Here is a 21,619-nt window from a genome sequence, read left to right on the forward strand (position 1 = left end):
ACAAGCGGAGAAAAATCAGTCTGAAGCCAAAACGACGGAGGAAGCATGGGCAAGAAAATCGCAGTCTTGATTACCGACGAGTTTGAAGATTCAGAATTCACCTCTCCTGCAGAGGCGTTCCGCAAGGCGGGACATGAGGTCATCACCATTGAAAGAGAGGCGGGCAAAACGGTGACAGGCCATAAGGGCGAGGCCAGCGTGACCATCGACGAGACCATCGACAACGTTAGCCCCTCAGATTTCGACGCCCTGCTGTTACCCGGCGGCCACTCACCGGATTCCCTGCGCGGAGACGAGCGTTTCGTGACCTTTACCCGGGACTTTGTCTCTACCGGCAAACCGGTCTTTGCCATCTGCCACGGCCCGCAGTTGCTCATCAGCGCAGAAGTGGTCCGAGGGCGTAAGCTTACGGCGGTGAAACCGATCGTTATCGATCTCAAAAACGCGGGTGCTGAGTTTTACGATCAGGAGGTGGTCAACGACAAAGACCAGCTGATCACCAGCCGGACCCCGGACGATCTCCCGGCGTTTAACCGCGAAGCGCTACGCCTGCTCGGCGCGTAACCAGTGCAGCTTCTTGCCAAAGCCCAGGGTGTTGTCGGTAAATTTCAGCTCATCGAGGCGGATTTCCCACACCGGGGCTTTTAGCGCAGCGGCAACCGGAAAGCGGCGCGTGTAATGCTTACGACGCGCGTCGCTCTCTTCTCCGTCCAGACGACGGATCTCCCCTTTAAACTGCACGCCGCGGATCAGCGCGACCGTTTTCGGCTGGCCGTTCACCGTGCCCGCGACCTTAGCCTGCTGGCCGGTCATCTGCGCATGGCGCGTTTTGTCTTCGCTCATAACATAAAACGCGACGCGCTCAGGATCGTAGTAGTAAAACGCGTTTGCGCACCACATCTCACCCTCGCTGTAGACGCACCAGGTGACGACGTGCTGCTTCGCCAGCCAGCGGTTAATGGCGGCCAGTGTTTCCATTTTCGTTCTCTCTCATGCTATGGTGCGTTCACCTTAACATACTGAATCTGTTTACCGTGTGCTGGTTTCTCTATCTTGTCCGAACCGCTGATAACGCACTCTACACCGGGATCACCACCGATGTGGGGCGGCGTTTTTTACAACATCAAACGGGGAAAGGGGCAAAAGCGCTGCGGGGGAAAGGAGAATTACAGCTCGCCTTCTCAGCAGCGGTCGGCGACCGATCGCTGGCACTCAGGCTGGAATACCGCATCAAGCAGCTGACGAAGCGCCAGAAAGAGCGCCTCGTGACCGGAGACGGCTCCTTTGAGGCGCTACGCGAGAGCCTGATTAAAAGCGGTTGAAATGGTCGTGGTACTCGACAAGCCCATTGACGCCGTTAAGCGCGTCGTCCGCCAGACGGTGTACCTGGAAAGCGGATTCCGTACCCGGCCAGCGGCAGCGCAGATCGTAACGCGCGGCCTGCTCGAAGCCTAAACGGCCATAGAACGCCGGATCGCCCAGCGTTACAACGGCCGCATAGCCGAACTCATTGAGCGAATCCAGCCCTTCATAGACCAGCTGACGCGCCAGCCCTTGCCCGCGATAGTTTTCATCCACCGCCAGCGGCGCCATACCGACCCACTGCAGCTCTTCGCCCTGAACGGTTACCGGACTGAAGGCTACATAGCCCACCACCTGACCTTCATCATCGGTGGCAACCAGCCCCAGCGTAATCAGGCCGTCTTCGCGAAGATCGTGGACCAGTTGGGCTTCGGCATCGCTCGTAAAGGCTCGGCGCAACAACGCATCGATCCCCGGCGCATCAATCCCAATTTCGACTCGAATCAGCATGGCTCACCTACTGAAGTGTGTTTACCGTCCGGCGGGGTTTTCAGCCCGGCCTCAACGAAATCTGCCATTTGCATTAGCATCACGCGCAGCGCTTTCGGCATCTGCTCCAGCTCAATGGCATCCATTAAATTCTTCACGTACAGGCCCAGCTCCGTGTCGCCTTCAATCACCAGACGGCGCTGGAAGAAGAGCGTGTCCGGATCCTGCTTGCGCGCGGCGATCATCAGCAGATCGCTGGCGTTGGCGCTAAAGCTCACGTCCGCCTCGGCGGTTTCGCGGACGATGAGCTGGTCATTCTCAACGGAGGTAAACCAGCGCAGCCCGATGTCACGCACCTCAATGCTTAACCAGCGGCCTTCCAGGAACTCCAGCTCGCCATCCTGCAGCGCCTGGCGGAACTGCCAGCTCAGGACCTGCTCCAGCACCTGGCGTTTAAGCGCGAACGGCGCCAGCTTGACCGGCACGCTCAGCATTGATGGACCAAATTGTACGAGACGTGAACGCAGTTTATCCAGCACGAGCTTTACTCCCTGATATCTATAGTCCTGCTATTTTGCCATATCCGAAGCGCAACATAGCGGCGTAAATCAACAAACCATCGTCCGTCGTACCTCATTATTGGTGCCATCAATACGCCATTAGCTGCCTTAAATCAAAAATTGTCGCGTATGGGTTAATTAAAATCCCAGCTCGTTAACATTTTTGCGATCGACAACATCAGGATAAATTATGGAGCTGCTCTGCCCAGCCGGAAATCTTCCGGCGCTTAAGGCGGCCATCGAAAATGGTGCCGATGCGGTCTATATCGGGCTGAAAGATGACACCAACGCCCGCCATTTTGCCGGCCTCAACTTTACGGAGAAAAAGCTTCAGGAAGCCGTTAACTTCGTTCACCAGCACCGCCGCAAGCTGCATATCGCCATCAATACCTTTGCTCATCCTGACGGGTACGCCCGCTGGCAGCGCGCGGTGGATATGGCGGCACAGCTGGGTGCCGATGCGCTGATTCTGGCCGACCTCGCTATGCTTGAGTATGCGGCAGAACGCTATCCCCATATTGAGCGCCACGTCTCTGTTCAGGCATCTGCCACCAACGAAGAGGCCGTGCGTTTTTATCACCGAAACTTTGACGTGGCCCGCGTGGTGCTGCCGCGCGTGCTCTCTATTCATCAGGTTAAGCAACTCGCGCGCGTCACGCCAGTGCCGCTGGAAGTTTTTGCCTTTGGCAGCCTGTGCATTATGGCCGAAGGCCGTTGCTATCTTTCCTCGTATTTGACCGGAGAGTCACCGAATACCGTCGGGGCCTGCTCCCCTGCCCGCTTCGTTCGCTGGCAGCAAACGCCGCAGGGGCTGGAATCTCGTCTGAATGAGGTGCTGATTGACCGCTATCAGGATGGTGAAAACGCCGGTTATCCGACGCTGTGTAAAGGCCGCTATCTGGTCGACGGCGAGCGCTACCACGCGCTCGAAGAGCCTACCAGCCTTAATACGCTCGAGCTGCTGCCTGAACTGCTGGCGGCCAATATTGCCTCGGTGAAAATCGAAGGTCGCCAGCGCAGCCCGGCCTACGTGAGCCAGGTGGCGAAAGTGTGGCGTCAGGCCATAGACCGCTGCATGGCGGACCCGCAGAACTACGCCCCGCAGCAGGCCTGGATGGAAACGCTCGGATCGATGTCCGAAGGCACGCAAACCACGCTGGGCGCGTATCACCGTAAATGGCAGTGAGAAAATCATGAAATATTCATTAGGGCCGGTGCTTTACTACTGGCCAAAAGAGACGCTGGAAGATTTTTACCAACAGGCTGCCTCCAGCAGCGCCGATGTGATTTACCTCGGCGAAGCGGTGTGTAGCAAACGCCGCGCCACCAAAGTGGGCGACTGGCTTGATATGGCGAAAAACCTGGCCGGCAGCGGCAAACAGGTCGTGCTCTCCACGCTCGCGCTGGTGCAGGCCTCTTCTGAACTGGGCGAGCTGAAACGCTACGTAGAGAACGGCGAGTTCCTGCTGGAGGCGAGCGATCTCGGCGTGGTGAACATGTGCGCCGAACGCAGGCTGCCGTTTGTCGCGGGCCATGCCCTGAACTGCTATAACGCCGTGACCCTGCGCCTGCTGCTTAAACAGGGGATGACGCGCTGGTGTATGCCTGTTGAGCTCTCCCGCGACTGGCTGGCAAACCTGCTGACCCAGTGCGAAGAGTTGGGCATTCGTAACAAGTTTGAAGTGGAAGTGCTGAGCTACGGGCATCTGCCGCTGGCCTATTCCGCCCGCTGCTTTACCGCACGCTCGGAAGACCGTCCAAAAGACGAGTGCGAAACCTGCTGTATTAAGTACCCGAACGGACGCAGCATGCTGTCCCAGGAGAACCAGCAGGTGTTTGTTCTCAACGGCATTCAGACCATGAGCGGCTATGTCTATAACCTTGGCAACGAGCTGGCGTCGATGGACGGGCTGGTGGATATGGTGCGCCTGTCACCGCTCGATAACGGCGTGTTTGCGATGCTGGATGCCTTCCGCGCCAACGAAAACGGTGCTGCTCCGCTGCCGCTTACGGCAAACAGCGACTGTAACGGCTACTGGCGACGGCTCGCTGGACTGGAACTTCAGGCCTAAAAAAGGCTCACTTTGTTAACAACGGTTATCATTTTTTAATGCAGTATTAAAGATTCACCGTCGACAAAGTGAGCTGTTATGACTGACAAAACCATTCCGTTTTCGGTGCTGGATCTGGCGCCGATCCCACAAGGCTCCTCGGCAAGAGAAGCCTTTTCGCACTCTCTGGATCTGGCTCAGCTGGCCGAAAAGCGTGGCTATCACCGCTACTGGCTGGCCGAACACCACAACATGGTGGGCATCGCCAGCGCCGCCACCTCGGTACTGATTGGTTATCTGGCGGCAAACACCACCACACTGCACCTGGGATCCGGCGGCGTGATGCTGCCAAACCACGCTCCTCTGGTGATCGCCGAGCAGTTTGGCACCCTGAATACCCTCTATCCGGGCCGTATCGATTTAGGGCTTGGCCGTGCGCCGGGCAGCGACCAGCCGACTATGCGTGCCCTGCGTCGCCATATGAGCGGCGATATCGACAACTTCCCGCGCGACGTGGCCGAACTGGTGGACTGGTTCGACGCACGCGATCCGAACCCGCACGTGCGTCCGGTACCGGGCTACGGCGAGAAGATCCCGGTGTGGCTGCTGGGCTCGAGCCTCTACAGCGCGCAGCTTGCCGCCCAACTGGGGCTACCGTTTGCATTTGCCTCGCACTTCGCGCCGGATATGCTGCATCAGGCGCTGCATTTCTACCGCACGAACTTCAAACCGTCCGAGCGTCTGGAGAAGCCGTACGCGATGGTGTGTATCAACATCGTTGCCGCCGACAGCAATCGCGACGCGGAATTCCTGTTTACCTCCATGCAGCAGGCGTTTGTGAAGCTGCGTCGCGGTGAAACGGGCCAGCTTCCGCCACCGGTGGAGAATATGCATCAGCTGTGGTCAGCCTCCGAACAGTATGGCGTGCAGCAGGCGCTGAGCATGTCGCTGGTAGGCGATAGAGCGAAAGTGCGTCACGGGCTGGAGGCGGTGCTGCGCGAAACGCAGGCGGATGAAATTATGGTTAACGGCCAGATTTTCGATCACCAGGCGCGTTTGCACTCGTTTGAGCTGGCGATGCAGGTGAAAGAGGAATTGGTGGGGTAGGTTTTGCTTTTCACCCTCTCCCTATGGGAGAGGGCCGGGGTGAGGGGTTCAAACAGCACGTTTTACTGGTAAACGGGCAACAGATTAAAACTCGACAGCACGTGTACCAGAGCGTTACCAACGCCGAATACCAGAATCAGTGCAATCATCGGCTTGCCGCCCCAGACGCGAAATTTCGGGCTGCCGAAGCGTTTACGTGATTTACGTGCCAGCAGCGCGGGCACAATTGCCGCCCAGATGGTTGCCGCCAGCCCTGCATAGCCGATGGCGTACAGGAAACCGTTCGGCCACAGCAGGCCACCCACAATCGGCGGCAGGAAGGTCAGCAGCGCGGTTTTAAAGCGCCCCATCGCAGAATCATCAAAGCCGAACAGATCCGCCAGGTAGTCAAACAGGCCCAGGGTTACGCCGAGGAAAGAGCTCGCCACCGCAAAGTTAGAGAAGATAACCAACAGCAGATCCAGGCTGCGGCTGTTCAGCACGCCGCTCAGCGCCTGCACCAGCACGTCAATGTTACCGCCCTTCTGGGCGATGCCGATAAATTCCGGACGCGGGATGTTGCCCATCGTCCCCAGCAGCCAAATCACATACAGCCCCAGCGCCAGCAGCGTGCCGTAGACCAGACACTTCACAATGGTGCGCGGATCTTTGCCGTAGTACTTCATCAGGCTCGGCACGTTACCGTGGTAGCCGAACGACGCCAGACAGAACGGCAGGGTCATCAGCAGGTAAGGCGTGTAGGAGGTGTTCACTTCGGCGACGTTAAACAGCGTGGCGGGCGTCACGTGCCCCAACAGACTGCCGAAGGTCAGGAAGAAGGTGATGACCTTCGCGCCCAGTACGATTGCCGTCATGCGGCTCACCGCTTTGGTACTCATCCAGACGATAAACGCCACAGCCAGCGCGAAACATAGCCCCGCCAGACGCGCCGGAACGTTCAGCGACATCTCCGAGAAGGTGTGATGCAGAATCGAGCCGCTCGCTGAAATATACGCGTAGGTGAGGATATACAGCACAAACGCGATGGACAGCCCGTTCACCAGATTCCAGCCTTTGCCCAGCAGATCTTTGGTGATGGTGTCGAAACTGGAGCCAATCCTGTAGTTCAGGTTCGCCTCGAGGATCATCAGCCCGGAATGGAGCATACAGAACCAGGTAAAGACCAGCGCGGCCAGCGACCAGAAGAACCACGCACCGGACATGACCACGGGCAGGGAGAACATCCCGGCACCTATAATGGTTCCGCCGATGATCACCACGCCGCCAAGCAGCGAAGGTGACGTTTGGGTGGTGGTTAGTGTCGCCATACAGCCTTTTCTCCAGTCAATCATACGGTTCTGCATTTTAATGTGACGCACTGTACCAGTACAAGAGTACAAAAGGAATAAAAAAAGCCCCGATCGCATGAATCGGGGCTGTATATTTTACTTTACGTCAGAAGCGTAAGGCTTACGCGTCACCGAAACGACGACGGCTGGTGCCTTCTTCACGACGCGGGCCACGGCTTTCGCGGCGCTCGCCGGAGAAACGACGACCTTCACCACCGCGACCTTCGCTGCGACCGCCTTCACGACGCTCACCGCCGAAACCGCGACCACCGCCACGACGTTCGCCGCCACGGTCAGGACGTGGCTGCGCATCACCCAGCAGCTGCATGTTCATCGGCTTGTTCAGGATGCGGGTACGCGTAAAGTGCTGCAGCACTTCGCCCGGCATGCCTTTTGGCAGCTCGATAGTAGAGTGGGATGCGAACAGCTTAATGTTACCAATGTAACGGCTGCTGATGTCGCCTTCGTTAGCGATCGCGCCAACGATGTGACGAACTTCAACGCCATCATCACGGCCCACTTCAATGCGGTACAGTTCCATGTCACCTGCGTCGCGACGTTCACGACGTGGACGGTCTTCACCACCGCGCTCTGGACGGTCACCACGTGGGCCACGATCGTTACGGTCGCCACGACGTTCGAAGCGATCGTCACGGTCACGGAATTCACGCTTAGGACGCATCGGTGCATCTGGTGGCACAATGAGGCTACGTTCGCCCTGAGCCATTTTCAGCAGTGCTGCAGCCAGGGTTTCCATGTCCAGCTCTTCGCCTTCAGCAACAGGCTGAATCTGCGACAGCAGCGCACGGTACTGATCCAGATCGCTGCTTTCCAGCTGCTGCTGTACTTTAGCGGCGAATTTTTCCAGACGGCGTTTGCCCAGCAGCTCTGCGTTTGGCAGGTCCGCTTCTGGAATGGTCAGCTTCATGGTGCGTTCGATGTTACGCAGCAGACGACGCTCGCGGTTCTCAACGAACAGCAGCGCACGGCCAGCACGACCCGCACGACCGGTACGGCCGATACGGTGAACGTAAGACTCGGAATCCATCGGGATGTCATAGTTAACAACCAGGCTGATACGCTCAACGTCCAGACCACGTGCTGCCACGTCGGTTGCAATCAGGATATCCAGACGACCGTCTTTCAGACGCTCCAGAGTCTGCTCACGCAGAGCCTGGTTCATGTCGCCGTTCAGCGCTGCGCTGTTATAGCCGCTACGCTCCAGGGCTTCAGCCACTTCCAGGGTCGCGTTTTTGGTGCGAACGAAAATAATCGCCGCATCAAAATCTTCCGCTTCCAGGAAACGTACCAGCGCTTCGTTTTTACGCATGCCGTACACAGACCAGTAGCTCTGGCTGATGTCCGGGCGAGTGGTTACGCTGGACTGAATACGCACTTCCTGCGGATCTTTCATGAAGCGTTTGGTGATACGACGAATCGCTTCTGGCATGGTGGCAGAGAACAGCGCGGTCTGATGACCGTCCGGGATCTGCGCCATGATGGTTTCGACGTCTTCGATGAAGCCCATACGCAGCATTTCATCTGCTTCATCCAGCACCAGGCCGCTCAGTTTAGAGAGGTCCAGAGTACCGCGCTTCAGGTGATCCAGCAGACGGCCCGGCGTACCGACAACAATCTGTGGACCCTGGCGCAGGGCGCGTAACTGCACGTCATAACGCTGGCCGCCGTACAGGGCTACCACGTTTACGCCGCGCATATGTTTAGAGAATTCCGTCATTGCTTCTGCAACCTGAACAGCCAGTTCACGGGTTGGAGCCAGGACGAGGATCTGCGGTGCACGCAGGTCCGGATCAATGTTGTTCAGCAGCGGCAGCGAGAATGCTGCAGTTTTACCGCTACCAGTCTGGGCCATGCCCAGCACGTCACGACCAGAAAGCAGGTGTGGGATACACTCAGCCTGGATCGGAGATGGTTTTTCGTAACCCAGATCGTTAAGGGCTTCAAGGATAGGAGCCTTCAGGCCCAGATCTGCAAAAGTGGTTTCGAATTCAGCCATGTAGTACGAGTGCCTCAATGTCAATGGCGGCCAGTCTACTTAGCTCATCGTGAAAATGATTAGCAATTTTCATTGAAAAGTGTGAACCGGCTCAAAGTAGGTGTATTGACGAACAACAACGCCCTCACCAGTTAAGGTGATGGCAATCAAAAGATTACGGGCTGATGTTTATGTCGTCAGCTATTGCTGGTCCGATTCTGCCAGGTCGTCATGCTCCTGGCCCAAGAGCGATAATTCCAACAATGCATAACGGTGCTCAACGAAGTTGTGTACGTTGTTAGCAACCGCTAATTTGAACAGTGCCGTAGCGCTGTCCATATCCCCCAGACTTAGGTAGTACTTACCTAAATAGAAGTTGGTTTCACTGAGATGCTCAGCGAGCGAGGTGTTATCCGTTGCGTCCGCCTTGAGGCGTTCCATCAGCGTTGCTTCGCTAATGTTGCCCAGGTAGAACTCGACAATGTTCCATCCCCACTGTTCCTTGTCCGATTTATCGAAGCGCTGTTTCAGTGCCTCTTTTGCCTGCTTCTCATCGAGCTTCCGCTCAACGATGTAAAGCCACAGGCTACGGAAAGGATCATTAGGATCGTCTTGATAAAACGCCAGCAGATCATCTTGCGCTAACTTATCACGACCGCCGTAATACAATGCGATACCGCGATTCAAGTGCGCGTAGTTGTAAGTTGGATCAAGCTCAAGTACAGAATCAAACGCTTCATAGGCAGCATCAAAATTGCCTGCCTGCGTTAAATAAATGCCTAAGTAATTGAATACTTCAGGCATATCAGGTCGGATAGCCAGCGCTTGTGAAAAATCATTTCGCGCCAGTGCCCTCAGACCAAGACTATCATACAACACTCCGCGCTCATATAAAAGCTGTGCGCGTTCTTCATCGGTTAAAGCCCGACTGGCAAGTATTTGTTCCATGCGTGCCAGAATCACTTCCTGCTGCAAAGTCGGTTGCAATGGCACTGCGAGGACTTCGCTCTTACGCCAGGCAGAGTTGCTGCATCCTGCCAGCGTTAAAGCTGTCGCAACGAAACACCAGCGCAAAAAAGGCTTCATTTCCCACTCCCGAAGACAACTATTGGATGAACGTCCTGTCCCCCGGCGGCTTAACAAGGCGTCCTGCCTGATAATAGGCCCTCCGCAAAGCGGAGGGCAAATGGCAACTTACTCGCCTTGCTGTTCTGCTGCCTGTGCTTCTGGCGCAGCAGCTGGCTGAGACTGCTCGGTTGCTTCTTTAATGCTCAGACGGATACGGCCCTGGCGATCAACTTCCAGAACTTTCACCGGTACTTCCTGGCCCATCTGCAGGTAATCGGTCACTTTCTCAACGCGCTTGTCAGCGATCTGAGAAATGTGAACCAGACCTTCTTTACCGCCACCGATGGCAACGAACGCGCCAAAGTCAACGATACGGGTCACTTTACCTGCGTAGACGCGGCCCACTTCGATCTCTGCAGTGATTTCTTCGATGCGACGGATCGCGAATTTCGCTTTCTCGCCGTCGGTTGCTGCGATCTTCACAGTACCGTCATCTTCGATTTCGATGGTGGTGCCAGTCTCTTCGGTCAGCGCACGGATTACGGAACCGCCCTTACCGATAACATCTTTGATCTTGTCTGGATTGATCTTGATGGTGTGGATACGTGGAGCGAACTGAGAAATGTCGCCACGCGGCGCGTTAATCGCCTGTTCCATCACGCCCAGGATGTGCAGACGCGCACCTTTAGCCTGGTTCAGAGCAACCTGCATGATCTCTTTGGTGATACCTTCAATTTTGATATCCATCTGCAGCGCAGAGATACCGTCGCGGGAACCCGCCACTTTGAAGTCCATGTCGCCCAGGTGGTCTTCGTCACCCAGAATGTCAGACAGAACAACGAAGTTGTCGCCTTCTTTCACCAGGCCCATTGCGATACCCGCAACGGCGGCTTTGATTGGCACGCCTGCATCCATCAGCGCCAGAGAAGCACCACATACGGAAGCCATGGAAGAGGAACCGTTGGATTCGGTGATTTCAGACACCACACGTACGGTGTACGGGAATTTGTCAGCTTCTGGCATTACTGCCAGCACGCCGCGCTTCGCCAGACGACCGTGACCAATTTCACGACGCTTCGGCGAGCCAACCATACCGGTTTCGCCTACGGAGTACGGAGGGAAGTTGTAGTGGAACAGGAAGCTGTCAGTGCGCTCGCCCATCAGTTCGTCGATGATCTGTGCGTCACGTGCAGTACCCAGGGTCGCAGTAACCAGTGCCTGCGTTTCGCCACGGGTAAACAGCGCGGAACCGTGAGTACGAGGCAGAACGCCAGTACGCACGTCCAGGCCGCGGATCATGTCTTTTTCACGGCCATCGATACGCGGCTCGCCTGCCAGAACGCGGCTACGAACAACGTTTTTCTCGATTGCGTGCAGGATTTCGCCAATTTCGTTAGCGTCCAGCGTTTCGTCTTCGGCAACCAGGGTCGCGGTTACTTCAGATTTGATCACGTCAACCTGAGCGTAACGCTCCTGCTTGTCAGTGATGCGGTACGCATCGCTCAGACGAGATTCTGCCAGAGCTGCAACGCGTGCGTTCAGCGCGTCGTTTGCCGCTTCTGGCTGCCAGTCCCAACGTGGTTTACCGGCTTCTTTCACCAGATCGTTGATGTTCTGGATAACGATCTGCTGCTGGTCATGGCCGAAGACCACAGCACCCAGCATCTGGTCTTCGCTCAGCAGTTCAGCTTCGGATTCAACCATCAGCACAGCTGCTTCAGTACCCGCAACAACCAGGTCCAGCTTACTTTCTTTCAGCTCTTCCTGAGTTGGGTTCAACACGTACTGGTCGTTGATGTAGCCAACGCGCGCGGCACCGATTGGGCCATTGAACGGAATACCAGACAGTGACAGGGCAGCGGATGCGCCAATCATGGCAACGATGTCTGGGTTAACCTGTGGGTTAACGGAAACAACGGTCGCGATAACCTGTACTTCGTTAACGAAGCCTTCCGGGAACAGCGGACGAACCGGGCGGTCAATCAGACGCGCGATCAGGGTTTCGCCTTCGCTTGGACGGCCTTCACGACGGAAGAAGCCACCCGGGATTTTACCGGCAGCGTAGGTACGCTCCTGGTAGTTAACGGTCAGGGGGAAGAAGTCCTGACCTGGTTTAGCTTTTTTCTGGCCAACCACGGTAACGAATACCGCAGTGTCATCCATGCTTACCATAACGGCAGCAGTAGCCTGACGAGCCATCATGCCGGTTTCCAGCGTGACGGTATGTTGACCATACTGGAATTTACGAACGATCGGATTCAGCAAAGTTCTGTCCTTTCTTAAATGTTTGAAAGCACACCACCGGTGTGCTGTCGATTTAACCCGACCTTCTTCGCATCCTCGCGACTAATGACAACCAACACCCCCATGGGTGAAGCCTCTCATTAGCCGCGCGAACCTCTGCAATGAAGATCATTTATAGCAACAATACAATAGTTTCCAGTGAATTGCTGCCGTCTGGTTGAAAAAAGGGGCCATCAGGCCCCCTTTTCTGAAACTCGCAAGAATTAGCGACGCAGACCCAGACGCTCGATCAGCGCGGTGTAGCGTGCAACATCTTTACGTTTCAGGTAGTCGAGCAGTTTACGACGCTGAGAAACCATACGCAGCAGACCACGACGGCTGTGGTGATCTTTTTTGTGCTCTGCAAAGTGACCCTGCAGGTGGTTAATCTGTGCAGTCAGCAGTGCAACCTGAACTTCGGTAGAACCGCTGTCGTTAGTACCACGACCAAACTCAGAAACGATTTTAGCTTTAGCTTCAACGCTTAGAGACATTTTCAAACTCCAAAGTATAAAGAATGTAAGGATGCCGATCTCTAATTCAGCGATCCCATGTACGCCCCGCAGATTGTTAAACAATTTACCAGGCGTTAAGCGGCGATATTCTACTCGTCTCCCCTGCTTATCGCAAGGTGAGCCGTTATCACCGTCAAGCGTCGACCGGATATTCGACGACCAGACGACGCGGCGCAACGCGCCCTTCGCCATCCATTTCGCCCATACCGATGAATTTCCCTTCGTCACCTTCGGTCACACGTACCAGGCCTTCCAGCGGCGCTTCCGCCGTACGAACCGGGTTGCCGTTCTTAAAGTAAACGGACGATGTTAAAGGAAGATTAACGACCGGGAAGTCCGCTGCCGGACTGTCCATCGGCATTAGCAGTGGATCCAGCAAATCTGCCGGCGCGATCCCCTGCGCTTCCGCCTGTTCTAACAGCTCGCGCAGATGTTCCAGGGTCACCATCCGCTCCACCGGATACTTGCTCACCGCCAGACGGCGCAGGTAAATCACATGCGCGCCGCAGCCCAGCTTTTCACCGAGGTCGTCAATGATGGTGCGAATATAGGTCCCTTTCGAACAGTGTACTTCAAGCTCCAGCTCATCACCTTCGTGGCGAATAAACAGCAGCTCATACACGGTAATCGGACGGGCTTCACGCGGGACTTCAATGCCCTGGCGCGCATATTCGTAGAGTTTTTTTCCCTGATACTTCAGCGCCGAATACATCGACGGCACCTGCATCGTGTCACCACGGAAACTCTCCAGCGCAGCATCAAGCTGTTCCGCGCTGAACGTCACCGGTCGCTCTTCAACTACCTGACCATCCGCGTCGGAGGTATCCGTGCGCTGGCCCAGCTTAGCGATAACGCGGTAACGCTTATCGGAGTCGAGCAGGTACTGGGAAAACTTTGTCGCCTCTCCCAGGCAGACCGGCAGCATGCCAGTTGCCAGCGGATCGAGCGCGCCGGTGTGGCCCGCACGGTTGGCGTTATAAATACGCTTAACTTTTTGCAGCACGTCGTTGCTGGAAGCGCCCTGGGGTTTATCCAGCAGCAGCACACCATGCACGTCGCGACCACGACGACGAGGACGACTCATCAGTCCTCCTTGCTGTCGTCCGCCGGGTTAACACGACGCTCATCGTCATGTTTAACCACGCTGGTCACCAGGTTGGACATACGCATACCTTCAACCAGCGAGTTGTCGTAGAAGAAGGTCAGTTCAGGCACGATACGCAGGCGCATCGCCTTGCCGAGCAGAGAGCGGATGAAACCAGACGCTTCCTGCAGCGCTTTAATGCCGTTTTTCACTGCCGCTTCGTCCTGATCGTTCAGGAAAGTAACGAACACTTTTGCATAGGCCAAATCGCGGGACATTTCGACACCGGAAACGGTGGTCATCATGCCGACGCGCGGGTCTTTGATTTCACGTTGCAGAATGAGCGCGATCTCTTTCTGCATTTCCTGCGCTACGCGCTGAGGGCGACCAAATTCTTTCGCCATAATAAATTCTCCAGACAAAAAAGGGGCTAAAGCCCCTTTTTGAAATTATTGCCGGGTGGCGCGAGGCGATCCCGGCTTACAATCGGTAATTAAGCGATGGTACGCTGAATTTCGATGATCTCGAACACTTCGATCATATCGCCAACGCGAACGTCGTTGTAGTTCTTCACGCCGATACCACATTCCATGCCGTTACGGACTTCGTTAACGTCATCTTTGAAGCGGCGCAGAGATTCCAACTCGCCTTCGTAGATAACCACGTTGTCACGCAGGACGCGGATTGGGTTGTGACGCTTGATGTTACCTTCGGTAACCATACAGCCCGCGATCGCACCGAATTTCGGTGATTTGAACACGTCACGTACTTCAGCCAGACCGATGATCTGCTGTTTCAGCTCAGGAGACAGCATGCCGCTCATCGCTGCTTTCACTTCGTCGATCAGGTTATAGATGACGGAGTAGTAACGCAGATCCAGGCTTTCGGCTTCAATCACTTTACGCGCAGACGCATCCGCACGAACGTTGAAGCCAACCAGGATAGCGTTGGACGCAGCAGCCAAAGTCGCGTCGGTTTCGGTGATACCACCTACGCCAGAACCGATGATCTTCACTTTCACTTCGTCGGTAGACAGTTTCAGCAAGGAGTCGGAGATCGCTTCCACAGAACCCTGAACGTCGGCTTTCAGAACGATGTTCACTTCGTGAACTTCGCCATCGGTCATGTTGGCAAACATGTTCTCGAGTTTAGATTTCTGCTGACGAGCCAGTTTAACTTCACGGAATTTACCCTGACGATACAGTGCCACTTCACGCGCTTTCTTCTCGTCACGCACCACGGTCACTTCGTCACCAGCAGCCGGAACACCGGACAGACCCAGGATTTCAACTGGAATGGACGGACCTGCTTCCAGCACTTCCTGACCCAGTTCGTTACGCATCGCACGAACGCGACCGTATTCGAAACCGCACAGAACGATATCGCCTTTATGCAGCATACCTTCGCGAACCAGAACGGTAGCAACCGGGCCACGTCCTTTATCCAGGAAGGATTCGATAACCGCACCGCTCGCCATACCGTTACGGATGGCTTTCAGCTCCAGAACTTCGGCCTGCAGCAGGATCGCGTCCAGCAGTTCGTCGATACCGGTACCCGCTTTCGCAGACACGTGTACGAACTGGCTTTCGCCGCCCCACTCTTCCGGCAGAATACCGTACTGGGAAAGTTCGTTTTTAACACGATCGGGATCCGCTTCTGGCTTATCGATCTTGTTCACTGCAACCACAACCGGCACACCCGCTGCTTTCGCGTGCTGGATAGCTTCGATGGTCTGCGGCATGACGCCGTCGTCTGCAGCAACAACCAGAACAACGATATCCGTCGCCTGAGCACCACGAGCACGCATTGAGGTAAACGCGGCGTGACCTGGGGTATCCAGGAAGGTGATCATACCGTTGTCAGTTTCTACGTGGTATGCACCGATGTGCTGGGTAATACCACCCGCTTCGCCAGAGGCAACCTTGGTAGAGCGAATGTAGTCAAGCAGAGAGGTTTTACCGTGGTCAACGTGACCCATGATGGTCACTACCGGTGCGCGCGGTTCTGCCGCAGCACCTGTGTCACGGTCACTCATTACCGCTTCTTCCAGCTCGTTTTCACGACGCAGGATAACTTTGTGACCCATTTCTTCCGCAACCAGCTGTGCAGTTTCCTGATCGATCACCTGGTTGATGGTTGCCATAGCGCCCAGCTTCATCATCGCTTTGATGACCTGAGAGCCTTTAACCGCCATCTTGTTCGCCAGTTCGCCAACGGTAATGGTTTCGCCGATCACAACGTCACGGTTAACGGCCTGAGCTGGCTTCTGGAAGCCCTGCTGCAGAGCGGAACCTTTACGCTTGCCGCCTTTACCGCCGCGAACAGCCGCGCGTGCTTCTTCACGGTCAGCTTTAGATTCAGCGTGCTTGTTGCCTTTTTTCGCCGGACGCGCTGCTTTTGCATTACGACCACGGCCACGACCGCCTTCAACTTCACGGTCATTATCATCTTCAGCCTGACGCGCGTGCTGAGAAGTGGTCACGTGATAGTCGCTGGTGTCTTCAGACTGCTCAACGGTATCAACACCGTTCTTCTCATTTTCTTCAGCCATACGACGCGCTTCTTCGGCGACGCGGCGAGCTTCTTCTTCCAGCTTACGGCGGGCTTCTTCTTCCGCTTTACGCTTCAGCTCGGCAGCTTCATTTTCACGGCGGGCTTTTTCAGCCTGGGCGGTTTTGGTCATTTCGTCTGTCTGTTGATTGCTCACTTTGTCTTTTTCCGCAGCGTCACGCTTCACTTTATCACTTGCGTCGCGTTTCGCTTTTTCTGCGGCCTCACGTTCAGCTTTTAATTCTGCTTCACGTTTGGCGGCTGCTTCCGCCTCACGCTGAGCTTGTTCTTCCGCTTCACGCTGTGCCTGCTCTTCCGCGGCAAGGCGTTCTGCCTCTTGCGGATCACGTTTTACAAAGGTGCGCGTCTTGCGGACTTCAATTTGTACCGATTTGCTTTTACCACCGGTACCAGGGATGTTTAACGTGCTACGCGTTTTGCGCTGCAGCGTTAACTTGTCAGGCGTAGAACCGTGTTCACGGTTCAGGTGCGTTAACAAGGTTTGTTTTTCTTGCGCGGTCACCGAGTCATCAGCGGACTTCGGGATCCCTGCATCAGCAAATTGCTGTACCAGGCGGTCCACGGAGGTCTGAATCTCAGCAGCCAGCGATTTTACAGTTACATCAGTCATGCTGTTCCTTCCTGCTACAGTTTATTACGCTTCGTCGCCGAACCAGCAAATATTACGTGCGGCCATGATGAGCTCGCCGGCTTTCTCGTCGGTTAAACCTTCGATATCAGCCAGGTCATCAACGCCTTGCTCAGCGAGATCTTCCAGCGTACAAACACCACGGGCAGCCAGCTTGAACGCAATCGCACGATCAAGACCTTCCAGATTCAGCAGGTCATCAGCCGGCTTCTTATCGCCAAGGCTTTCTTCCTGAGCCAGTGCCAGGGTGGTCAGTGCGTTTTTAGCGCGTTCACGCAGGGCTTCAACGGTTGGTTCATCCAGACCGTCAATTTCCAGCAGCTCTTTCATTGGCACATAGGCCAGTTCTTCCAGCGTAGAGAAACCTTCTTCTACCAGAACAGTGGCGAAATCTTCGTCAATATCCAGGTACTTGGTGAAGGTATCGATCGCCGCATGGGCTTCAGCCTGATGCTTAGCCTGCAGCTCATCAACGGTCATGACGTTGAGTTCCCAGCCGCTCAGCTGTGACGCCAGGCGTACGTTCTGACCGTTACGGCCGATTGCCTGCGCCAGGTTGCCCGCTTCAACAGCGATATCCATGGTGTGTTTGTCTTCGTCAACAACGATAGACGCCACATCAGCTGGAGCCATTGCGTTGATCACGAACTGCGCCGGGTTGTCATCCCACAGAACGATATCAATTCGTTCACCGCCCAGCTCAGTAGAAACTGCCTGGACACGCGCACCGCGCATACCGACGCAAGCACCGACCGGGTCGATACGCTTGTCGTTGGTTTTCACCGCAATTTTCGCACGGGAGCCCGGATCGCGAGCCGCCGCTTTAATCTCAATAACTTCTTCACCGATTTCCGGTACTTCAATCCGGAACAGTTCTACCAGCATTTCTGGTTTAGAACGGGTCACGAAGAGCTGTGCACCACGCGCTTCAGGGCGAACGGCGTACAGAACACCGCGAATACGGTCGCCTGGACGGAAGTTTTCACGTGGCAGCATATCTTCACGCAGGATCACGGCTTCAGCGTTACCCGGCAACCCTTCGGATTTGATCTCCAGAGAGATGTTGTCGCGGTTCACTTTCTTCACCACACCGGTGATGATCTCGCCTTCCTGATCGCGGAACTGATCGACAACCAGCGCGCGCTCGGCTTCGCGCACTTTCTGCACGATAACCTGTTTAGCGGTCTGGGTGGTGATACGGTCGAAGGTCACAGATTCAATCTGATCTTCAACGTAGTCACCCACGTTCAGACTTTCGTCTTCAAAACGGGCGGCTTCCAGCGTGATCTCTTTGGTCGGCTGGGTCACTTCTTCAACGATTACCCAACGACGGAATGTATCGAAGTCACCGCTTTTACGATCGATTTCTACGCGAACATCGATCTCTTGTTCGTATTTTTTCTTGGTTGCTGTAGCCAGTGCACTTTCCAGCGCTTCGAAAATCTTCTCACGCGGCAGTGATTTCTCATTGGAGACGGCTTCAACAACAGCCAAAATTTCTTTGTTCATCGCGGGCTTTTCACCTCAATCCAGACTGTTAAAAGTGGGGAACCAGGTTCGCCTTCTGGATATTACTCAGCGCGAACACTTCATCTTTGCCTTCGACTGTCACCGTGATCATTTCACCATCAACGGCTTTGATAATTCCCTGCCATTTACGGCGGTTCTGTACGGCCATACGCAGAACGAGAGCCACTTCTTCACCGGTAAAGCGCACATAGTGCTCGGCCGTGAACATCGGGCGATCGAGGCCAGGTGAGGAAACTTCCAGGTTGTACGCAACGGTAATTGGGTCTTCAACATCAAGAACCGCACTCACCTGGTGGCTGACATCAGCACAATCATCAACATTGATGCCATCTTCACTATCAATATAGATGCGCAGCGTCGATGTACGGCCGCGAACGAATTCGATGCCGACCAGTTCGTAGCCCAGTGCTTCGACCGGTGCAGTAATCATCTCTGTTAATTTTTGCTCTAATGTGGACAAGCCCACCCCCAAGACATAAAAAAAGGGCGTAAAGCCCAGTTATTCTGTAGTCAGATAACAAAAAACCCCGATAAATCGGGGCTTTAGATAACTGAACCCTATAGCCACAACTGTGGCCTGGAGCACTTTCCTAAAGAATTTTTTCAAATCCAGCTACGAAGGCTCTAAGTCTTCACAGTATATTTGAAAAAGAACTTTATGGGAAAGTGGTTGCGGGGGCCGGATTTGAACCGACGACCTTCGGGTTATGAGCCCGACGAGCTACCAGGCTGCTCCACCCCGCGCCTGAAACGTGGCAAATTCTACGCGTTTTGGACAGAATTTGCAAATAATGCTGGGATTTGGTACCGAAGACGGGACGTAAAATCGGCGTTTAGTATATTGATAGTTGACCCCACCTGTCAAGGCGACTTCCGCCAGATCGATCGGACCAAAATTTTTACAAAAAACGCACGAGTCTCTTCCGGTCTTCGCCAAAAGATGATTAAATGAATACTCACTTATTTTGCATAAAAATGCACAAGAGAGCGAAAGCGGTCTCTAATCAGTCAATCAAGCAGGGTTTTATTCTATGACGACGATTCTCAAGCATCTTCCGGTAGGACAACGTATTGGCATCGCTTTCTCAGGCGGCCTGGATACCAGCGCTGCACTGCTGTGGATGCGCCAGAAGGGAGCGGTTCCGTATGCTTATACTGCGAACCTGGGTCAGCCGGATGAGGACGACTATGATGCTATTCCTCGTCGCGCTAAAGAGTATGGTGCAGAGAACGCGCGCCTGATTGACTGCCGTAAGCAACTGGTCGCGGAAGGTATCGCAGCTATTCAGTGTGGTGCATTCCATAACACAACCGGCGGTCTGACCTATTTCAACACCACTCCGCTGGGCCGCGCGGTTACCGGCACCATGCTAGTTGCGGCGATGAAAGAAGACGGCGTCAACATCTGGGGTGACGGCAGCACCTATAAAGGAAACGATATCGAACGTTTCTATCGTTATGGCCTGCTGACCAACGCCGAACTGCAGATTTACAAACCGTGGCTGGATACCGACTTCATCGACGAGCTGGGTGGTCGTCATGAGATGTCCGAGTTTATGATTGCCTGCGGCTTTGACTATAAGATGTCAGTCGAGAAAGCCTACTCCACCGACTCCAACATGCTGGGAGCGACGCACGAAGCGAAAGACCTGGAATTCCTGAACTCCAGCGTGAAGATCGTTAACCCGATCATGGGCGTGAAGTTCTGGGACGAGAACGTCAAAATCCAGGCTGAAGAAGTTACCGTACGTTTCGAACGCGGCCATCCGGTTGCGCTGAACGGTAAAACCTTCTCAGACGATGTTGAGCTGATGCTGGAAGCTAACCGGATTGGCGGTCGTCACGGTCTGGGCATGAGCGATCAGATTGAAAACCGTATCATCGAAGCGAAAAGCCGTGGCATCTATGAAGCCCCGGGTATGGCACTGCTGCACATCGCTTACGAGCGCCTGCTGACCGGTATCCACAACGAAGATACCATTGAGCAGTATCACTCTCATGGCCGTCAGCTGGGTAAACTGCTGTATCAGGGTCGCTGGTTCGATCCACAGGCACTGATGCTGCGTGATGCCCTGCAGCGTTGGGTGGCAAGCGCGATAACCGGTGAGGTGACCCTGGAACTGCGTCGCGGTAACGACTACTCCATTCTGAATACGGTGTCTGACAACCTGACCTATAAAGCAGAGCGTCTGACCATGGAGAAAGGTGAATCCGTGTTCTCACCGGACGATCGTATTGGACAGCTGACCATGCGTAATCTGGACATTACCGATACCCGCGAGAAGCTGTTCAACTATGTTGAGAATGGCCTGCTCTCCGCGAATTCCGGTAACGGCCTGCCTCAGGTTGAAAACCTGGAGCATAGCGATAAGAAGTAATCGCTATTCAGAAATGTAGAAGGCACCCTAAGGGTGCCTTTTTTATGGTCTTCGTAGGCCCGGTAAGCGCAGCGCCACCGGGCAAAACAGCGGGTGGCGCTGCGCTTACCCTACCCGCCCTACAAAATCACCACATAATATACAGACGAAAAAAAAGACGTCTTTCGACGTCTTTTTTCTGGAATATTGGTACCGAGGATGGGACTCGAACCCACAAGCCCGTTAGGGCACTACCACCTCAAGGTAGCGTGTCTACCAATTCCACCACCTCGGTACAGAATACTTAGTGCGGGATATCGCTGGTTGGCTTAGCCGGTGCAGCTGGCTGAGTCTGCTCAGTTTTCGCTGGCGCGCTCAGATTTTCCCACTCGCTTCCTTTGCTGGTCTTGTTGCTGTTGATATTGCCAAGCGCCAGGCTGATGATGAAGAACAGCGTAGCCAGAATCGCCGTAGTGCGGGTCATGAAGTTCGCAGAACCACTTGAACCGAACAGCGTACCGGAAGCGCCTGCTCCGAAGGAGGCTCCCATATCAGCGCCTTTACCTTGCTGCAGCATAATCAGCGCTACGAGAGCGATGGCTACAATAAGGAAAACAACTAAAAGAGCTTCGTACATAATCAACCTGTTCCTTGCGGATTTGCCGCATACCAATGCTTCGACCAATTAGCAGGATTTCTGTTTCCCACTGAAGCGGGTGTGAATACTAACCAAAGCGAATCACCTTCGCA

Annotated in this window: 19 protein-coding genes, 2 tRNA genes and 1 pseudogene; 6 read left to right on the forward strand and 16 right to left on the reverse strand. The window is 54.8% G+C overall.

Annotated elements, in window-relative coordinates; genetic code table 11:
- Positions 1–45: 45 nt before the first annotated feature.
- Positions 46–564, forward strand: coding sequence for a type 1 glutamine amidotransferase domain-containing protein (locus KGP22_RS19605; RefSeq protein ID WP_111964953.1), 519 nt, complete (start codon positions 46–48; stop codon positions 562–564).
- Here the strand turns inward: KGP22_RS19605 and KGP22_RS19610 are convergent.
- Positions 544–978, reverse strand: coding sequence for a YhbP family protein (locus KGP22_RS19610; protein ID WP_008501485.1), 435 nt, complete (start codon positions 976–978; stop codon positions 544–546). The two genes, KGP22_RS19605 and KGP22_RS19610, sit on opposite strands and share 21 nt — an antisense overlap.
- A gap of 14 nt (positions 979–992) precedes the next feature.
- On the opposite strand from KGP22_RS19610, the gene KGP22_RS19615 reads away from it, so the two are divergent.
- A complete protein-coding gene (locus tag KGP22_RS19615) occupies positions 993–1,322 on the forward strand; it encodes a GIY-YIG nuclease family protein (protein WP_111964954.1) in 330 nt (109 codons plus the stop codon).
- Here the strand turns inward: KGP22_RS19615 and KGP22_RS19620 are convergent.
- Positions 1,309–1,812 (reverse strand): N-acetyltransferase, encoded by a 504-nt coding sequence (locus tag KGP22_RS19620; protein ID WP_111964955.1) that lies wholly within the window; start codon positions 1,810–1,812, stop codon positions 1,309–1,311. The genes KGP22_RS19615 and KGP22_RS19620 overlap by 14 nt on opposite strands.
- Complete coding sequence (locus KGP22_RS19625) at positions 1,806–2,330, reverse strand: SCP2 domain-containing protein (protein WP_024906374.1); 525 nt, start codon at positions 2,328–2,330, stop codon at positions 1,806–1,808. Before KGP22_RS19625 ends, KGP22_RS19620 begins: the two co-directional genes overlap by 7 nt.
- 211 nt (positions 2,331–2,541) lie before the next feature.
- Here KGP22_RS19625 and KGP22_RS19630 point away from each other — a divergent pair, with 211 nt between their 5' ends.
- The 3 genes from KGP22_RS19630 (at position 2,542) to KGP22_RS19640 (ending at position 5,509) form a co-directional block, all read left to right on the forward strand.
- On the forward strand, positions 2,542–3,537 hold the full coding sequence (locus KGP22_RS19630; protein WP_021242249.1) for a peptidase U32 family protein: 996 nt from the start codon (positions 2,542–2,544) through the stop codon (positions 3,535–3,537).
- A 7-nt stretch (positions 3,538–3,544) separates the two neighbouring features.
- On the forward strand, positions 3,545–4,423 hold the full coding sequence (locus KGP22_RS19635) for a U32 family peptidase (RefSeq protein ID WP_111964957.1): 879 nt from the start codon (positions 3,545–3,547) through the stop codon (positions 4,421–4,423).
- 78 nt (positions 4,424–4,501) lie between these two features.
- A complete protein-coding gene (locus KGP22_RS19640) occupies positions 4,502–5,509 on the forward strand; it encodes a luciferase-like monooxygenase (RefSeq protein ID WP_223580571.1) in 1,008 nt (335 codons plus the stop codon).
- Positions 5,510–5,571: 62 nt separating this feature from the next.
- Here the strand turns inward: KGP22_RS19640 and mtr are convergent, their stop codons facing one another.
- From mtr to KGP22_RS19700, 11 genes and pseudogenes are all read right to left on the reverse strand, one after another.
- Positions 5,572–6,816: a tryptophan permease gene (mtr, locus tag KGP22_RS19645; RefSeq protein ID WP_047646463.1), complete on the reverse strand. Its 1,245-nt coding sequence runs from the start codon at positions 6,814–6,816 to the stop codon at positions 5,572–5,574.
- Positions 6,817–6,958: 142 nt separating this feature from the next.
- A complete protein-coding gene (locus KGP22_RS19650; protein WP_111964959.1) occupies positions 6,959–8,854 on the reverse strand; it encodes a DEAD/DEAH family ATP-dependent RNA helicase in 1,896 nt (631 codons plus the stop codon).
- A gap of 180 nt (positions 8,855–9,034) precedes the next feature.
- A complete protein-coding gene (gene nlpI / locus KGP22_RS19660; protein ID WP_023309331.1) occupies positions 9,035–9,919 on the reverse strand; it encodes a lipoprotein NlpI in 885 nt (294 codons plus the stop codon).
- 50 nt (positions 9,920–9,969) lie between these two features.
- Positions 9,970–12,166: pseudogene (gene pnp, locus KGP22_RS19665) on the reverse strand (polyribonucleotide nucleotidyltransferase).
- Positions 12,167–12,408: 242 nt separating this feature from the next.
- Entirely contained in the window at positions 12,409–12,678 is a 270-nt protein-coding gene (rpsO, locus tag KGP22_RS19670; RefSeq protein ID WP_003861789.1) for a 30S ribosomal protein S15, read from the reverse strand.
- A 154-nt stretch (positions 12,679–12,832) separates the two neighbouring features.
- Positions 12,833–13,783, reverse strand: coding sequence for a tRNA pseudouridine(55) synthase TruB (gene truB / locus KGP22_RS19675; RefSeq protein WP_115876345.1), 951 nt, complete (start codon positions 13,781–13,783; stop codon positions 12,833–12,835).
- Positions 13,783–14,187, reverse strand: a complete 405-nt coding sequence (rbfA, locus tag KGP22_RS19680; protein WP_003024988.1) for a 30S ribosome-binding factor RbfA — start codon at positions 14,185–14,187, stop codon at positions 13,783–13,785. Before rbfA ends, truB begins: the two co-directional genes overlap by 1 nt.
- 89 nt (positions 14,188–14,276) lie before the next feature.
- A complete protein-coding gene (infB, locus tag KGP22_RS19685) occupies positions 14,277–16,964 on the reverse strand; it encodes a translation initiation factor IF-2 (protein WP_223580573.1) in 2,688 nt (895 codons plus the stop codon).
- Between the two features lie 24 nt (positions 16,965–16,988).
- Entirely contained in the window at positions 16,989–18,491 is a 1,503-nt protein-coding gene (gene nusA, locus KGP22_RS19690) for a transcription termination factor NusA (protein WP_223580575.1), read from the reverse strand.
- 28 nt (positions 18,492–18,519) lie between these two features.
- The gene (gene rimP / locus KGP22_RS19695; protein WP_014833432.1) at positions 18,520–18,972 is read right to left on the reverse strand and encodes a ribosome maturation factor RimP; all 453 of its coding nucleotides are present in this window, start codon (positions 18,970–18,972) and stop codon (positions 18,520–18,522) included.
- Between the two features lie 207 nt (positions 18,973–19,179).
- Positions 19,180–19,256: transfer RNA gene (locus KGP22_RS19700), tRNA-Met, on the reverse strand.
- Positions 19,257–19,543: 287 nt separating this feature from the next.
- Here KGP22_RS19700 and argG point away from each other — a divergent pair.
- Positions 19,544–20,890, forward strand: coding sequence for an argininosuccinate synthase (gene argG / locus KGP22_RS19705; RefSeq protein ID WP_023309336.1), 1,347 nt, complete (start codon positions 19,544–19,546; stop codon positions 20,888–20,890).
- 187 nt (positions 20,891–21,077) lie between these two features.
- Here the strand turns inward: argG and KGP22_RS19710 are convergent.
- Together KGP22_RS19710 and secG are read right to left on the reverse strand one after the other, a co-directional pair.
- Positions 21,078–21,164: transfer RNA gene (locus KGP22_RS19710), tRNA-Leu, on the reverse strand.
- 9 nt (positions 21,165–21,173) lie between these two features.
- Complete coding sequence (secG, locus tag KGP22_RS19715; RefSeq protein ID WP_223580577.1) at positions 21,174–21,506, reverse strand: preprotein translocase subunit SecG; 333 nt, start codon at positions 21,504–21,506, stop codon at positions 21,174–21,176.
- Positions 21,507–21,619: the final 113 nt, after the last annotated feature.

It is taken from the genome of Enterobacter sp. JBIWA005 (genome assembly GCF_019968805.1).
Classification (GTDB): Bacteria; Pseudomonadota; Gammaproteobacteria; order Enterobacterales; family Enterobacteriaceae; genus Enterobacter; species Enterobacter vonholyi.

Bases quoted from the DNA above. Each gene is read 5' to 3' on its own strand.
- KGP22_RS19650 (WP_111964959.1), bottom strand. From the start codon at position 8,854: ATGGCTGAATTCGAAACCACTTTTGCAGATCTGGGCCTGAAGGCTCCT.
- KGP22_RS19610 (WP_008501485.1), bottom strand. From the start codon at position 978: ATGGAAACACTGGCCGCCATTAACCGCTGGCTGGCGAAGCAGCACGTC.
- truB (WP_115876345.1), bottom strand. From the start codon at position 13,783: ATGAGTCGTCCTCGTCGTCGTGGTCGCGACGTGCATGGTGTGCTGCTG.
- KGP22_RS19605 (WP_111964953.1), top strand. From the start codon at position 46: ATGGGCAAGAAAATCGCAGTCTTGATTACCGACGAGTTTGAAGATTCA.
- rbfA (WP_003024988.1), bottom strand. From the start codon at position 14,187: ATGGCGAAAGAATTTGGTCGCCCTCAGCGCGTAGCGCAGGAAATGCAG.
- KGP22_RS19635 (WP_111964957.1), top strand. From the start codon at position 3,545: ATGAAATATTCATTAGGGCCGGTGCTTTACTACTGGCCAAAAGAGACG.
- KGP22_RS19640 (WP_223580571.1), top strand. From the start codon at position 4,502: ATGACTGACAAAACCATTCCGTTTTCGGTGCTGGATCTGGCGCCGATC.
- mtr (WP_047646463.1), bottom strand. From the start codon at position 6,816: ATGGCGACACTAACCACCACCCAAACGTCACCTTCGCTGCTTGGCGGC.
- KGP22_RS19620 (WP_111964955.1), bottom strand. From the start codon at position 1,812: ATGCTGATTCGAGTCGAAATTGGGATTGATGCGCCGGGGATCGATGCG.
- nusA (WP_223580575.1), bottom strand. From the start codon at position 18,491: ATGAACAAAGAAATTTTGGCTGTTGTTGAAGCCGTCTCCAATGAGAAA.
- infB (WP_223580573.1), bottom strand. From the start codon at position 16,964: ATGACTGATGTAACTGTAAAATCGCTGGCTGCTGAGATTCAGACCTCC.
- secG (WP_223580577.1), bottom strand. From the start codon at position 21,506: ATGTACGAAGCTCTTTTAGTTGTTTTCCTTATTGTAGCCATCGCTCTC.
- rpsO (WP_003861789.1), bottom strand. From the start codon at position 12,678: ATGTCTCTAAGCGTTGAAGCTAAAGCTAAAATCGTTTCTGAGTTTGGT.
- argG (WP_023309336.1), top strand. From the start codon at position 19,544: ATGACGACGATTCTCAAGCATCTTCCGGTAGGACAACGTATTGGCATC.
- nlpI (WP_023309331.1), bottom strand. From the start codon at position 9,919: ATGAAGCCTTTTTTGCGCTGGTGTTTCGTTGCGACAGCTTTAACGCTG.
- KGP22_RS19615 (WP_111964954.1), top strand. From the start codon at position 993: ATGCTATGGTGCGTTCACCTTAACATACTGAATCTGTTTACCGTGTGC.
- KGP22_RS19630 (WP_021242249.1), top strand. From the start codon at position 2,542: ATGGAGCTGCTCTGCCCAGCCGGAAATCTTCCGGCGCTTAAGGCGGCC.